Source organism: Mesorhizobium sp. STM 4661 (genome assembly GCF_000359125.1).
Taxonomy (GTDB): Bacteria; Pseudomonadota; Alphaproteobacteria; order Rhizobiales; family Rhizobiaceae; genus Mesorhizobium.
Map to the genome: position 1 here is coordinate 1 of NZ_CAAF010000002.1, position 14,607 is coordinate 14,607.

General features: G+C 62.9%; 12 protein-coding genes and 1 pseudogene. 7 read left to right on the plus strand and 6 right to left on the minus strand.

Going from position 1 to position 14,607, the window contains the following annotated elements:
• Nucleotides 1-206: 206 nt before the first annotated feature.
• The 5 genes from MESS4_RS00010 to MESS4_RS00030 all read left to right on the plus strand — a co-directional run bounded on the left by MESS4_RS00010 (nucleotide 207) and on the right by MESS4_RS00030 (nucleotide 5,365).
• The gene (locus MESS4_RS00010) at nucleotides 207-935 is read left to right on the plus strand and encodes a GntR family transcriptional regulator (protein ID WP_006325007.1); all 729 of its coding nucleotides are present in this window, start codon (nucleotides 207-209) and stop codon (nucleotides 933-935) included.
• A gap of 290 nt (nucleotides 936-1,225) precedes the next feature.
• On the plus strand, nucleotides 1,226-2,365 hold the full coding sequence (locus tag MESS4_RS00015) for an aminotransferase class V-fold PLP-dependent enzyme (RefSeq protein ID WP_006325009.1): 1,140 nt from the start codon (nucleotides 1,226-1,228) through the stop codon (nucleotides 2,363-2,365).
• 93 nt (nucleotides 2,366-2,458) lie between these two features.
• The gene (locus MESS4_RS00020; protein WP_006325010.1) at nucleotides 2,459-3,250 is read left to right on the plus strand and encodes an ABC transporter substrate-binding protein; all 792 of its coding nucleotides are present in this window, start codon (nucleotides 2,459-2,461) and stop codon (nucleotides 3,248-3,250) included.
• A gap of 111 nt (nucleotides 3,251-3,361) precedes the next feature.
• Nucleotides 3,362-4,039 (plus strand): amino acid ABC transporter permease, encoded by a 678-nt coding sequence (locus MESS4_RS00025; protein WP_006325011.1) that lies wholly within the window; start codon nucleotides 3,362-3,364, stop codon nucleotides 4,037-4,039.
• A 48-nt stretch (nucleotides 4,040-4,087) separates the two neighbouring features.
• Nucleotides 4,088-5,365, plus strand: a complete 1,278-nt coding sequence (locus tag MESS4_RS00030) for a cysteine desulfurase-like protein (protein WP_006325012.1) — start codon at nucleotides 4,088-4,090, stop codon at nucleotides 5,363-5,365.
• A gap of 31 nt (nucleotides 5,366-5,396) precedes the next feature.
• Here the strand turns inward: MESS4_RS00030 and MESS4_RS00035 are convergent, their stop codons facing one another.
• From MESS4_RS00035 to MESS4_RS00055, 5 genes are read right to left on the minus strand one after another with little or no spacing between them, the layout of a single operon-like run.
• Nucleotides 5,397-6,227 (minus strand): dipeptide ABC transporter ATP-binding protein, encoded by an 831-nt coding sequence (locus tag MESS4_RS00035; protein ID WP_006325016.1) that lies wholly within the window; start codon nucleotides 6,225-6,227, stop codon nucleotides 5,397-5,399.
• Nucleotides 6,224-7,081 carry an ABC transporter ATP-binding protein gene (locus MESS4_RS00040; protein ID WP_081609595.1) on the minus strand — a complete coding sequence of 286 codons (858 nt, stop codon included), beginning with the start codon at nucleotides 7,079-7,081 and terminating at the stop codon, nucleotides 6,224-6,226. The genes MESS4_RS00035 and MESS4_RS00040 overlap by 4 nt, the downstream gene beginning before the upstream one ends.
• Before the next feature lie 5 nt (nucleotides 7,082-7,086).
• A complete protein-coding gene (locus MESS4_RS00045) occupies nucleotides 7,087-8,004 on the minus strand; it encodes an ABC transporter permease subunit (RefSeq protein ID WP_006325019.1) in 918 nt (305 codons plus the stop codon).
• A 1-nt stretch (nucleotide 8,005) separates the two neighbouring features.
• Nucleotides 8,006-9,013 (minus strand): ABC transporter permease subunit, encoded by a 1,008-nt coding sequence (locus MESS4_RS00050; protein WP_006325020.1) that lies wholly within the window; start codon nucleotides 9,011-9,013, stop codon nucleotides 8,006-8,008.
• A 59-nt stretch (nucleotides 9,014-9,072) separates the two neighbouring features.
• Nucleotides 9,073-10,665: an ABC transporter substrate-binding protein gene (locus MESS4_RS00055; RefSeq protein ID WP_006325022.1), complete on the minus strand. Its 1,593-nt coding sequence runs from the start codon at nucleotides 10,663-10,665 to the stop codon at nucleotides 9,073-9,075.
• A gap of 477 nt (nucleotides 10,666-11,142) precedes the next feature.
• Between MESS4_RS00055 and MESS4_RS00060 the strand changes: the two are divergent.
• Both MESS4_RS00060 and MESS4_RS00065 read left to right on the plus strand, forming a co-directional pair.
• Nucleotides 11,143-13,084, plus strand: a pseudogene (locus MESS4_RS00060) (long-chain fatty acid--CoA ligase).
• An 8-nt stretch (nucleotides 13,085-13,092) separates the two neighbouring features.
• Nucleotides 13,093-13,857 carry a methyltransferase gene (locus MESS4_RS00065; protein ID WP_006325028.1) on the plus strand — a complete coding sequence of 255 codons (765 nt, stop codon included), beginning with the start codon at nucleotides 13,093-13,095 and terminating at the stop codon, nucleotides 13,855-13,857.
• A gap of 23 nt (nucleotides 13,858-13,880) precedes the next feature.
• Here the strand turns inward: MESS4_RS00065 and MESS4_RS00070 are convergent, their stop codons facing one another.
• Complete coding sequence (locus MESS4_RS00070) at nucleotides 13,881-14,603, minus strand: HAD family hydrolase (RefSeq protein ID WP_006325030.1); 723 nt, start codon at nucleotides 14,601-14,603, stop codon at nucleotides 13,881-13,883.
• Between the last annotated feature and the right edge of the window lie 4 nt (nucleotides 14,604-14,607).

Below are 14,607 nucleotides of genomic sequence, written 5' to 3' on the forward strand. Positions count from 1 at the left end.
GTTCACGGGGAGAAATGCCCGGTAGGGCAATAAGGGGCAGCGCCAACGCCTGGCGCTTGAGGAGCGATGTCAACATCGCATATCTGCCTTTGCGGTCAGCCCGGACCTTGGCTCAACGCTCATTTTGTGATCAGATGATCACACTGCTTCGGCAGCGTGAGTCTGTTTGCACATAGCTTTTGTCGGCAACCAAGGAAAGCGAAACCGTGGCTCTGGGATTTGAACCTGTATCGGGACGCGTGACCGTTCAGGACGGCGTCTACCAGCAGCTTCGGCATGCCTTGATGGTCGGCAGCTTCGATCCGGGACAGGTGCTGACCATTGCCTCGCTGGCGGAAGCCTTCGGCACCTCGAACATGCCGGTGCGCGAAGCCTTGCGGCGACTGGCCGCGGAGAATGCACTGGAGATCTCGCAGAACGGCTCGGCCTGCGTGCCGGTCGTCACCCGGGCGCGGCTCGACGACCTCTGCCGGGCGCGCGTTGCCGTCGAAGGCCTGGCGGCCGAACTCGGGGCGCCACGCCTGACCGCTTCCGACATCGCCACCTTGCAGCGGATCACCGCCGACCAGCAGGCGATCGGGCGCAATGACAGCATCTATGAACTGATCGCCAAGAACCAGCAATTCCACTTCACCATCTACCGCGCCTCCGGCTCCGACGTGCTGTTCCAGTTGATCGAGACGCTGTGGCTGCGCTTCGGGCCCTATATGCGGCTGTTGTCCAACCATGTCGCGCCTTTGATGCGCGCCGGCACGATGGAGCCATCGGGACGGCATGTCGCTGTTATCGCGGCCCTCAGGGACAAGGACATCGTCCGCGCTCGCGACGAGGTGGTGGCCGACATCACGGCCACCCAGGAGATGCTGCGTGCCATTTGTCCGGATGTGCCCGAGCCCAGGCCGGTCGACTTCGCCGGCTTCGGCAGGGCTTCCTGACACCGGCGCTGGGCTGAGCGAAACTCCGGGAAAAGACACTAGAGCGGTTCATCGTTTCACGGAAACGCCGAACCGCTCTATCTCTTTGTTTTTTGCGCAATTCCCTAGGGAAAGCGCTACGCGCTTTTCCCGGGAAAACCGTTTCACACTTTTCCTGGATTGCTTTGGTCTCGGCGCTGGACCAAGAAACAATCGCCTGATTTCGACCCGCGATCCGCATTTCTTAAGCCGCAGCGATTGATCCCTATCCTGTTTTGTGATCACTTGATCACAAGGGAGCGAGACACGGAATGTCAGGCTATTTTCTCTACCATTCGATCGGCACCTTTCCCGGCAAGGCGGAGCGCATGGCTGCTGCCTTGGCGGAATTCTCCGGCGTCTGGTCGGCGGAGGACGATGGCCAATGGCCGGCGGCGCTTGGCGCGCGGCAGCGTTTCATCGATGCCTGGAGCCGGCTGATCGAGGCGCCACAGGGCACGCTGACCACCGCCGAGAACGTCACTTCGGCGCTTTACAGCCTGATCGGGGCCTTGCCATCGAAGCGGCTGGCGGGCAAGCGCCTGCTGATCGCCGCCGACTGCTTTCCGAGCCTGCATTTCCTGCTTGCGGGTCTCGCCGAGCGTTTCGGCTTCACGCTCGATACCGTGCCGCCGCGGCCCGGCGAAAGCTGGGTCCGCGACGAGGATTTCATCGTCCGCTGGCAGGATGATGTCGGCCTCGCCTTGCTGACCTTCGTCACCTCGACGGCCTCGCACCGCTGCGACGTGGCGCGGCTTGCCGCTCATGGAAGCGCTATGGGCAGCATCGTCGGCGTCGACATCACGCAAGGCGTCGGCGTCGCGCCGTTCTCGGTTGCGAGGACGCCGGTCGATTTCGTCGTGTCGACCTCGCTGAAATGGCTGGGCGGCACGTCAGGCGCCGGCATCCTGCAAGTGACGCCCGATCTTCTGGCAACATGCCGGCCGGAGCTGCGCGGCTGGTTCAGCCAGCCGAACCCGTTCTCATGGGATCTCGACAGTTTTTCCTATGCAAGCGATGCCCGCCGTTTCGACCATGGCACGCCGGCGATCCTTGCCAGCGTCGCATCGCTGCCCGGCCTGGAATGGGTGGCCGAGACAGGCGTCGACGCTATCCGCGCCCAAAACACGGCGCTCGCGGAGCGCATCATCGGTTGCGCGCTGGACAATGGCTGGGCGGTCCGTTCGCCGCTCGATCCAAACGAGCGCGGAGGCAGCGTCATGCTGACCTTGCCGCAAGGCGTCGACCCGGCGAAACTCGTCTCCACACTGCGTTCCGAGCGGCTTTACTGCGACGCGCGCGGCGCGACGCTCAGGCTGTCGCCCGGCATGGTCACCACGGACGACGCGGTCGATGCGCTGCTTGCGCGTCTGCAAAACCTTATCGGTTCGCGGCAGCGCCGCGCATCCTGATTTCAGGCGCCGCCTCGCCTGCAGCGTCACGGCGCTGAAAGGGGCGGAAGTGGAAAAGCGCCACAGGGAGTGGCCGAACCAGAGGGAAGCACCATGTTGCATCGTCTAGGATTGATTGGCGTGATCATCGCCGCGGGCGTCGCCTTCGCGGCACCTGCCTCTGCCGACAAGATCGTGGTGGGCGCCTATCCGGCGAACCCACCATGGGAATACAAGACCGAATCCGGCTCCTTCGAGGGCTTCGAGATCGACGTCGCCAACGATGTCGCCAAGCGCATCGGCGCCGAGGCCGAATTCCAGGATCTCGGTTTCCAGGCGCTGTTCGCGGCGACCGCGTCGGGCCGCATCGATTTCGCCGTCTCGTCGATCTCGATCACCAATGAGCGGCTGCAGAACCAGGGCTTCACACAGGCCTATTACGACAGTGACGGCACCATCGTCGGCAAGTCCGACTCGACCATCAAGGCGCTCGACGACCTCAAGGGCAAAACCATCGGCGTCATCGCCGGCTCGACCGGCGAAGCCTATATGAAGGAGAATGCCGAAAAGCTCGGTGTCGCCGAGACCAAGAGCTACAACGCCCAGCAGGATCTGCTGCTCGACGTGCAGAACGGCCGCATCGACGGCGGCGCCGGCGAGCTCGCCGGCTTCCTGTTCGCCATCAAGCAGATGCCCGCGCTCAAGATCCTGGTACGCATCCCGACCGGCGAGCGTTTCGCCATGATGACGAAGAAGAGCCATCCGCTGCTGGAGAAGGTCAACGACGCCATCACCGCAATGAAGAAGGACGGCACGATGGCTTCGATCCACAAGAAGTGGTTCGGCGTCGATCCGGAAGCCGGCACCAGCACGGTGACCCCGGGACCAATCCCGCAGGCTCAGTAAGCCAGGCCTCTCGACAGGGCGTGCCGGCCACAGACTAAGGCACGCCTCATCTTCCATTCCCTGACAAGCCCGCTGCCGGCGGCGGGCTTGTCCACGCTATCGGGCGTTGCCATGGAACTGATCGACACGTTCTTCAACTGGGGCATTCTGGTCAGGTCGTTTCCGATCCTCCTTCGCGGGCTCGGCAACACCATCCTTCTTGGCTTGGCCGCCATCGTGTTCGGCACCATCGCCGGGCTGGCGATCTGCCTGGTGCGCCTCTATGCGCCGAAGGTGCTGAGGCGGCTGGCCATCGGCTATATCGACATCTTCCGGGCGCTGCCGATCCTGGTGGTGCTGATCCTGATCTACTACGCGCTGCCCTTTGTCGGCATCCGCCTGTCGTCCTTCGTTTCGGCGGCGCTGGCGCTGTCGCTGGTGCTTGCCGCCTTCACGGCCGAGGTCTGCCGTGCCGGCATCCAGAACATCCCGAAAGGCCAGTTCGAGGCGGCGGCGACGCTTGGCCTGCCGTTCTGGACCGCCATGCGCAAGGTGATCCTGCCGCAGGCGTTCCGCATCGTCGTGCCGCCGCTGACCAGCAACTGCGTCTCGGTGTTCAAGGACACCGCGCTTGCCTCGGTCGTGGCCATGCCGGACCTGTTGAAGCAGGCGACCGATGCGCAGGCGCTGATGGCCAATCCGACGCCGCTGATCGGCGCCGCGATCATCTATCTCGCCTTCCTTTGGCCGCTGGTACGCCTGGTCGGCTATCTCGAAGAACGCAGCAAGAGACAGTCCGGCGCGCACTGAGCCCGGCACCACCATCTCTGCCATCCCATTGAATTGAAGGAGACGTCCGTGAACCAGCACCAGGCCCCGAAGGCGGACAGCGCCGCATCGTTCCCGGTCGATACGATCCGCTCCATGTTCCCCGCCTTGCAGCAGGCCGGCGACTTCATCTTCATGGACAATGCCGCCGGGGCGCAAATCCCACAAAGCGTTCTCGACGCGGTGACCAACCATCTTGTGGCGCACAATGTGCAGCGCGGCGGCCGCTACGGCCGCAGCGTCATGGTCGACCAGGCGATAGCCGACGCGCGCGAAAGCGTGGCTTTGCTGATCAATGCCTCCAGCCCCGCGGAAATCTGCTTCGGCATGAACGCCACCTCGTTCATCCGCCTGGTCAGCCTCGGCATCGGTCAGATGCTGCAGGAGCGAGACGAGATCGTCATCACCGACATGGACCATGACGCCAACATCGCCACCTGGCTGGCGCTGGAGCAGGCCGGCGCGAAGTTCAAATGGTGGCGCATGCGCGAGGACGGCAATCTCCATGTCGACGACCTCAGGCCGCTGGTCTCGGATCGCACAAGGCTCGTCGCCTGCACGGTGACGGCGCATTCGATCGGCTCGATCGTCGACGTCGCTTCCGTTGCCAAGATCGCGCATGCGGCCGGCGCCGAAGTGTTCCTCGATTGCGTGCATTACGGACCGCATGGCTTGATCGACGTGCAGGCCTGGGACTGCGACTACCTCGTCTGTTCCGGCTACAAGAATTTCTCGCCGCATATGGGCTTCCTGTGGGGGCGTTTCGAAACGCTGACGCGGCTGCCGACCTTCCGCGAGGATTTCATCCCCGACGAGCCGCCCTACAAGGTCGAGGCCGGCACCTTCATCTACGAGAATGTTTCAGGCATGGATGCCGCGGTGCGGTATCTGGAATTGATCGGCCGCAATCTCGCGCCTTCAAACAACCGCTCGCGGCGCGACAACATCGTCGCCGGCATGGGCGCCATCCGTGATTACGAACTGGTGCTGGCGCGCGAGATGCTGGCCGTGCTCAAGGATTGCGGGGCGACGATCTACGGCGTCGCCGACGAGGCCCGCATCAACGAACGCGTGCCGACCTTCTGCTTCAACATCGGCAAGCTGTCGCCACAACGGATCGTCGAGGAGATGGCCGAGATGCAGATCGGCATTCGCGATGGCCACATGTATGCGCCGCGGCTGATGAAGCGCCTCAACCTCTCGATGGACAGCGGCGCCATCCGCGCTTCGCTGGTGCACTACAACACGGTCGAGGAAGTGCACCGCTTCGGCGAGGCGCTGCGCGCCATTATCGCCCGGCTGTCCTGATCATTCCGGCGCCTGCCTGACGGTCGCAGCGTCAAGCTGCCTTCTTCCTCGCCAACCTGGCCTTGATGCTGGCGACATCGGCGCGCGGCGTCGCGGCGAACAGCGTCCTGGTATAGTTGTGCTTGGGATCGGCAAAGACCTCGGCGCGCGAGCCGTATTCGACCGCCTCGCCGAAATACATCACCATCACGTCGTCGGCGATGTAGCGCACCACCGACAGATCGTGGCTGATGAAGACATAGGTCAGCTGGAACTCGTCCTGCAGGTCGGCGAGCAGGTTGAGCACCTGTGCCTGCACCGACAGGTCGAGCGCGGAGACCGGTTCGTCCAGCACCAAAAGGCTCGGATTGAGCATCAGCGCGCGGGCAATGGCGATGCGCTGGCGCTGGCCGCCGGAGAACATGTGCGGGTAGCGGTTGTAGTGCTCGGGGCCGAGGCCGACCTTCTTCAGCATCTTCATGGCGAGGTCGCGCCGTTCCTCGGCAGGCTTGTCTGTGTTGATGAGCAGCGGCTCGCCCAGGACATCGCCGATCTTCTGGCGCGGGTTGAGCGAGCCATAGGGGTTCTGGAAGACGATCTGCACCTTGCGGCGCATCTCCTTCGACAGGCCGTCCTTGGCGATGTCGACCTTGTTGCCGTCGATGAAGAGCTCTCCGGAAGTCGCTGGATCGATCAGGGTGATGATGCGGGCGAGCGTGGACTTGCCGCAGCCGCTTTCGCCGACGATGGCCAGCGTCTTGCCCTTCCGCACAGTGAAGGAAACACCCTTGACCGCATGAACGGTGCGAGCCGGACGAAACAGGCCGCCGCCGACATGATAGTCGCGCACGATGTTCTTGCCTTCGAGAACCGTCACACTCATGAGACGGCTCCCGCGGCAGAAGGGGCCGGCTCGAACAGCATGTCGGAAATGGTCGGCAGCCGGTCGCCGACGGCGTTTTCCGGCAGCGCCGACAGCAGCGCGCGCGTGTAGTTGCTCTTTGGAGATTCGAAGAGCGAAAGCACGTCGGCCTCTTCCATCTTGCGGCCCTTGTACTGGACGATGACGCGGTCCGCGGTCTCGGCCACCACGCCCATATTGTGGGTGATCATGATCAGCCCCATGCCGTATTTGGCTTGCAGGGAGACCAGCAGATCGAGGATCTGCTTCTGGATGGTGACGTCGAGCGCGGTGGTCGGCTCGTCGGCGATCAACAGCTTCGGATTGCAAGCGATGGCAATGGCGATCATGACGCGCTGGCACTGGCCGCCCGACATCTGGTGCGGGAACGAGCTCAGCCGTTCCTCCGGATCGGCGATGCCGACCAGTTTCATCAGTTCGATGGCCCGCGCCCGGCGCTGGGCGCGGTCCATGCCCATGTGAAAGCGCAGCACCTCCTCGATCTGGAAGCCGACGGTGAAGCATGGATTGAGGCTGGCGATCGGTTCCTGGAAGATCATCGAGATGTCCTTGCCGACGATCTTGCGCCGCTCGGACGGGCTGAGCCCGAGCAGGTCGACGCCGCCGAAGGCCATGCGGTCGGCCTTCACCGTCGCCGTGTTCGGCAACAGCCCCATCACCGCCAGCATCGCCACCGACTTGCCGGAGCCGGATTCGCCGACGATCGCCAGCACCTCGCGCGGCTCGATCGACAGATCGATGCCCTGCACGGCCATGAACGGACCGGCGGCGGTATCGAAGGAGACGGTCAGGTTTTTGATCTCGAGAAGAGGCATGGTGCTCACGACCTCTTCAGCTTGGGGTCGAAGGCGTCGCGCAGGCCGTCGCCGATCAGGTTGATGGCCAGCACCGTGATGAGGATCGCAAGGCCGGGGAAGGTCACCACCCAGGGCGCGCGCAGGATGAACTCGCGCGCCGAGGCGAGCATGGTGCCCCATTCCGGCGTCGGCGGCTGCGCGCCAACGCCAAGGAAGCCGAGCGCCGCGGCCTCGAGAATGGCGTTGGAGAAGGACAGCGTCGCCTGGACGATCAGCGGCGCCATGCAGTTCGGCAGGATCGTCACCAGCATCAGCCTGATATGACCGGCGCCGGCGACCTTGGCGGAGACCACATATTCGCGGTTCTTTTCGGCCATCACCGCCGCACGGGTGAGCCGGGCGAAATGCGGCTGCAGCACCAGCGCGATCGCCAGCATGGCGTTGAACAGGCCGGGTCCGAGGATCGCCACAAGCACCAGGGCTAGCAGCAGCGACGGGAAGGCCAGGATGATGTCCATGACGCGCATGATCAGCGTATCGACCCAGCCGCGGAAATAGCCGGCGAGCACACCGAGGATGATGCCGCTGGTCAGCGAGAAGACGACGACCACCAGGCCGATGAACAGCGAGAAACGCGCGCCGAAAATCAGCCGCGAAAGCATGTCGCGGCCGACCGCATCGGTGCCGAGCAGGAACATCGATTTGCCGCCCTCCTGCCAGACCGGGGGCGCCAGCAGCGCATCGCGAAACTGTTCGTCGGGAGAATGCGGCGCGACCAGCGGCGCGAAGATCGCCACCAGCACCAGAGCCGAGAACACGACAAGGCCGATGACGGCGCCGGTGTTCATTGAGAAATAGTGCCAGAACTCGGCAAAGGCGCGTTGCCGGCCGCCGGGCGGAACGGATGCAGCAGTGGCTTCAGCCGCGGACTGGTCGGTCATCTCACTGCACCCGGATGCGTGGGTTGATGACGGCGTAGAGCACGTCGACGATCAGGTTCACCGCCATGACGATCAGCGCGATGATCAGCAAACCGCTCTGGACGACGACATAGTCCCGCTTGCCGATCGCGTCGATCATCCACTTGCCGATGCCGGGCCAGGAAAAGATCGTTTCGGTGAGGATGGCGCCCGCCATCAGCGTGCCGACCTGCAGGCCGATGGTGGTGACGACCGGGATCAGCGCATTGCGAAAAGCGTGGAGCCCAATGACGCGGCGCGGCGCCAGGCCCTTGGCACGCGCGGTGCGGACATAGTCCTCGCCCAGCACCTCCAGCATCGCCGACCGCGTCTGGCGCGCTATGACGGCGAGCGGAATCGTCGCCAGCACGATCGACGGCAGGATCAGGTGACTGGCGGCGGACCTGAAAGCGCCGCTCTTGCCGGAGATCAGGCTGTCTATCAGCATGAAACCCGTGGTCGGCTTGAAGAAATACTGCAGGCCGATGCGGCCGGAAACCGGCGTCCAGCCGAGATAGCCGGAAAAAAAGATGATCAGCAGCAGCCCCCACCAGAAGATCGGCATCGAGTAGCCGGTCAGCGCCACGCCCATCGTCGCCTGGTCGAACCATGATCCGCGCTTGATCGCGGCGAAGATACCGGCGGGAATGCCGAGGAGGACGGCGATGATCAATGCGATCGTCGCCAGTTCCAGCGTTGCCGGAAACAGCGCCTGGAACTCGCCGAGCACCGGCCGCTTGGTGGCGATCGATATGCCGAAGTCGCCGGTCAGGACCCTGCCGATATATTCGAAATACTGGATGACATAGGGCCGGTTGTAGCCAAATTGCTCGACAAGCTGTGCATAGCGCTCGGGGCTGACGCCGCGCTCGCCGGCCAAAGCAAGGATCGGGTCGCCCGGCAGAAGCCGAACGAAAGCAAACGCCGCCAGCGATATGCCGAACACGGTCGGAACGATCAAGGCGAGCTTATGGAGGAGATAGCGGAGCATCTTACTTCATAGAACGGCGGCGCTGGAAGTCCAGCGCCGTCGTCCAATTTCTCGTGGACCTATTCGGTGACGTCGACGCCGTCAAACCGATGAATGCCGAGCGGGTCCATGACGAAGCCCGAGACTTTCTTGTTCATCGGCATGAAGACCTTGGAGTGGGCGATGGTCAGCCACGGGGCCTCACGCTTGAACACGACCTGAGCTTCCTCGTAGATCTTGGTGCGCTCGGCGACGTCGGTGGTCGCCTTGCCCTTCTTCAGCAGACCTTCGAACTCCTGGTTGCACCAGATCGCGTAGTTGGACTGGCCAACCGCGTCGCAGCCGAGCAGGAACAGGAAGTTGTCCGGATCGCCATTGTCGCCGGTCCAGCCGAGCTGGAAGGCGCCGTCACGATCCTTCTGCTTGCCACGTTCGCGATACTCCGTCCATTCGTAGCTGACGATCTCGGCCTTGACGCCGACGGCGGCGTAGTCGGCCTGGATCATCTCAGCCACGCGCTGGGCGTTCGGGTTGTACGGACGGCTGACGGGCATTGCCCAGATCTTCATCGAGAGATCCTTGACGCCTGCGTCGGCCAGCATCTTCTTGGCCGCTTCGGGATCATAGGGATCGTCCTTGATGTCCTTGTTGTAGGACCACATGGTCGGCGGGATCGGGTTGACGGCCGGCTGGCCGGCACCCTGATAGACCGCGTCGATGATCGCCTTCTTGTTGACCGCCATGTTGAGGGCCTTGCGGACCTCGACCTTGTCGAAGGGCGGCAGCGTCGTGTTGTAGGCGAGGTAGCCGATGTTCAGGCCTTCCTGCTCGTCGACCTTGAGGTTCGTGTCAGCCTGCAGGCCGGCAATGTCGGCCGGTGCCGGGTATGACATGATATCGCACTCGCCTGCCTTCAGCTTCTGCGCCCGCACGGCCGGATCGGTCGTGATGGCGAAGATCAAATCGTCGATCTTCTGGCGTCCGCCATAGTAGCCGTCCCATGCCGCGTAGCGGATGACCGCATCGACCTGATAGTCGACGAACTGGAACGGACCGGTGCCGATCGGCTTCTGGGTGAACTGCTGCCTGGTGCCAGCCTTGTCAAGCTGGTCGGCATATTCCTTGGAGACGATCGAGGCGAAATCCATGCCGAGGTCCGGCAGGAAGGCGACTTCAGGCTTGTTCAGCACGAATTTCACCGTCAGGTCGTCGACCTTGACGATTTCCTTGAGGAGATCCGGGAAGCCCATGCCGGCAAAATATTCCCAGCCGGTGCCTTCCAGATAGCTGAACCACGGGTTTTCCTTCTTCCACTGGCGTTCGAAGGAGAAGATCACGTCGTCGGCGTTGAGATCGCGCGTCGGTGTAAAATAGTCGGTGGTCTGGAATTTCACGCCTGGCCGAAGCTTGAACGTGTATTCGAGACCGTCGTCTGAAACCGTCCAGCTCTCGGCAAGGCCGGGCGAGATGGTGGTCTTGCCATGCTCGAACTCGACCAGGCGCGAATAGATGGTGCGTGACGACGCGTCGAAGTCGTTGCCACCGCTCCACGGCGACGGGTCGAAACCGGCCGGCGACGCCTCCGAGCAGTAGACCAGCTGCTTGGCGTTGGCCATGCCGCCGATGACGCTTGCGGCCAGCAACGCGGCCGCAAAAGTCAGTTTCTTTTTCATTGAGCACTCCCTGATGTTCTTCCAAGCCCCTCTATCAGGCTCGCGAAGCGCGCATATAAGCACCGTTTTTCCAGCTTTGGAACTCCCTGTTTGCCTACCCCACCGTAAGCAGAAAATAATTCTTGGGTTTTGCCTAATTTCAGAAAAAAATAGCAAAACCTGCTAATCACGCTATTATTAACGACCGCATTTTTTTATTGATCGTCGATCTCGCGAATACAATAACCCGCAGGCCTCGCGTTCGCCGCCGGCATGACGGGAAGCGGGTTCCCAGGGCGCGGCGTCGAAAAGATTTCGACGGCAAATCTTTCCCGTCTTGCCCCAGGGCAAGACTTGCACGGCCGCCGATAGTCGCAATACATAGATGACACACTGGATTTCTTGGGGAATCCGCAACGCCGCTGTCTCTAGTCATCCGGGAGGTGACGCGGCATGAAGCAAGCAGAGACAATAAGAAGAACGACAAGGGAGGGACAGATGGCAAAATCCGCAAAGACGCCAACTCCGGCGAAGGCCAAAGCCGGAGCAAAACGGGCCGGCGCCGACACGCCAAAAGCGCCACCTGCCAAAGCCGCCGCCAAGGGGACTGCCAAAACAGTCGCAAAGCCCGCCGCGAAAACAGCGGTCAGGGCTGCGGCTGGCAAGACACCGCCGGCGGCAAAGCCCGCCGCCGCCAAACAAGCGGCGGCAACAAAACCAGCGTCGGTCAGGAGATTGCCGAAGGCGCTGACGGCGCTCGCCGCCGGGCTGCCGGAAAAACCATGGCTCAAAAAACTACCCGAAAGTCGTTCCGGCCGAGATCGGCCCGCTGCCCCATAGTTCGATCGGTGACTTTCTTGTCGCCGCCTGCAAACAATTTGCCGGCCAGCCGGCCTTCATCTGCATGGGCAAGGCCATCACCTACGCTGAGCTCGAACGGCAATCGGCGGCCTTCGGCGCCTACCTGCAGTCGACGGGATTGCAGAAGGGCGCACGCGTGGCGCTGATGATGCCGAACGTGCTGCAATATCCGGTGGCGATGATGGCCGTGCTGCGCGCCGGCTATACGGTGGTGAACGTCAACCCGCTCTACACACCACGCGAACTGGAACACCAGCTCAAGGATTCCGGCGCGCAAGCCATCGTCATTCTCGAGAACTTCGCCAACACCTTGCAAGCGGTGATCGCCAGGACGGCGGTCAAGCATGTCGTGGTCGCCGCGATGGGCGACATGCTTGGCGGCCTGAAAGGGACGATCGTCAATTTCGTCGTGCGCCGGGTGAAGAAGATGGTGCCGGCATGGTCGCTGCCCGGCCATGTCAAGTTCAACGCGGCACTGAAGGCAGGCGCCGGTACAAGCTTCAAGCCCGCCAAGGTCGCGGCCGACGATGTCGCCTTCCTGCAATATACTGGCGGCACCACCGGCATCTCGAAGGGCGCCACGCTGCTGCACAGCAATGTGCTTGCCAATGTGGCGCAGAATGCGCTCTGGATCGAGGACGCCTACTCGGTCAAGCCGAAACCGGCGCATCTCAACCTGGTCTGCGCACTGCCGCTCTATCACATCTTCGCGCTGACGGTGAACGCGCTGATGGGTATGCAAATGGGTGGCCAGAACATTCTCATCCCCAACCCGCGCGACATTCCCGGCTTCGTCAAGGAACTGCAGAAATACCCGGTCCACATCTTTCCGGGCCTCAACACGCTGTTCAACGCGCTGCTCAACAATGAGGATTTCCGCAAGCTCGACTTCAAGCCGCTGATCCTGACGCTGGGCGGCGGCATGGCGGTGCAGAACGGGGTTGCGGAGCGCTGGAAGGCGCTGACCGGCTGCCCTGTCACCGAGGGCTACGGACTTTCGGAAACCTCGCCGGTGGCCACGGCCAACAAATTCAGCGACGGCAATTTCACCGGCACGATCGGCCTGCCGCTGCCCTCGACCGAGATCGCCATCCGCGACGACGACGGCAACAATATGCCGCTCGGCGAAGTCGGCGAGATCTGCATTCGCGGACCGCAAGTGATGGCCGGTTACTGGAATCGGCCGGACGAGACCGCCAAGGTGATGACCAAGGACGGTTTCTTCAAATCGGGCGATATGGGCTTCATGAACGAGGGCGGCTACACCAAGATCGTCGACCGCAAGAAGGACATGATCCTGGTGTCCGGCTTCAACGTCTATCCGAACGAGCTCGAGGAGGTCGTGGCTATGCATCCGGGCGTGCTCGAAGTGGCGGCGATCGGCGTGCCGGACGAGCATTCAGGCGAAGCGCCGAAGCTGTTCGTGGTCAAGAAGGATCCGGCGCTGACCGCCGAAGCACTAAGCGCCTATTGCCGCGAGAACCTGACCGGCTACAAGCGGCCCAAATATATCGAGTTCCGCGCCGAATTGCCGAAGACGCCGGTGGGCAAGATCCTGCGGCGGGCGTTGCGGGGATAGGCGCGATTTTGAACGATTGCCTTGCCGATGGTGAAGCGGTCGACCCGCGTTGTGGTCCTGACCCGGTCGCGTTCATCAGGGCGAACATGCGCCTGATGCCGGTGCCGTCGCTTCCCGAAATCCGGCTTTACACGGCCCATCCGGGAAGCGGTCTCAGACGGCTCACCGATCCGGAAGGGCTTACTGATCCGGAAGGGCTCACCAGTCCGGAAGGAAAGGGGTTCGAGCCGGAAGAAGAAACCGAGGCCGATGGGAATGAGCCGCAGCCACCCTATTGGGCCTATGCCTGGGCCGGCGGCGCGGTGCTCGCCCGCTACATAATCGACCGGCCGCGGACGGTGGCGGGTCGCCGCGTGCTCGACCTCGGCGCCGGTTCCGGGCTCGTCGGCATCGCCGCGGCAAAGGCCGGCGCCAGCGAGGTGATCGCCGCCGAGATCGATCGCAACGGCGTTGCCGCGCTTGGTCTCAACGCAGCGGCGAACGGCGTCGCGATGACGGTGATGGCGCAGGATATCACCGCTGGATCACCGCCGGCAGTCGATGTCGTGACCGTCGGCGATGTATTTTATGGACAAGACGTCGCCGACCGCGTCATCCCTTTCCTCGATCGCTGCCTTGGCACCGGGATCGAGGTGATTGTCGGTGACCCGGGCCGCGCCTACCTGCCGCGATCACGGCTCCGCCTGCTTGCCGAATACAACGTGCCGGATTTCGGCCAGACGAAAGGCAGCGCCCTGACGCCAAGCGGTGTCTTTCGTTTCGAAGGCTCATAAGGCGCCCGCATCTGCCGGCCAGATCAAATCGTCTCCTTGACCCTCGCCGAAAGAAAATCGGGAAGATCGGCCACCGAATCCAGAATGACATCGGCGATCTGCGACAGCGATGCGCGCGTGCCGGTGCCGGAGAGTACGCCGACAGCCAACCCGCAGCCGCCGGCCCGTGCCATCTCCAGATCGTGACGGTTGTCGCCGATCATGGCGATCTCGGCCGGCCTCAGGCCGGTCAGGTCACAAAAGGCGAGGATCGCATCCGGCGCCGGTTTCGGATTGGCCACCGCGTCATAGCCATAGGCGGCGTCGAAAAGCTGTGCGACGCCCAGCGTAACCAGCGTCTTTTCCGCGCCGCTGGTCGAATCGTTGGTGGCGACGCCGAGCCGGTAGGCTTTCTTGTGAAGGACGCGAAGCGTCTCGACAATGCCTGGCAGCGCCACGGCCATTGCCGAACCCTTCATCGAGGTAATCTCGTTGAAATGCGCGACGGCGCTCATCTGGTCTTCGTCGGACAGCCGTGGAAACCACAATTCGACGACGTCGAGGTTTGAGCCGGACGCGAAGATCGAGTCGGGCTTGAAGCGCTTGGCGGCGAAATCGAAGCCCGCCGCGGCGAGCAGCCTGTCGGCCTTCCAGCGGTCGCCCTCGGCCGCTTCCATCGCCATGAAATCGGCGATGCCCAGCCAAGTCGCGTTGAAGTCGACAAGCGTTCCATCCTTGTCGAACAAAATTCCCTTGATGTCGCCCAAGCTT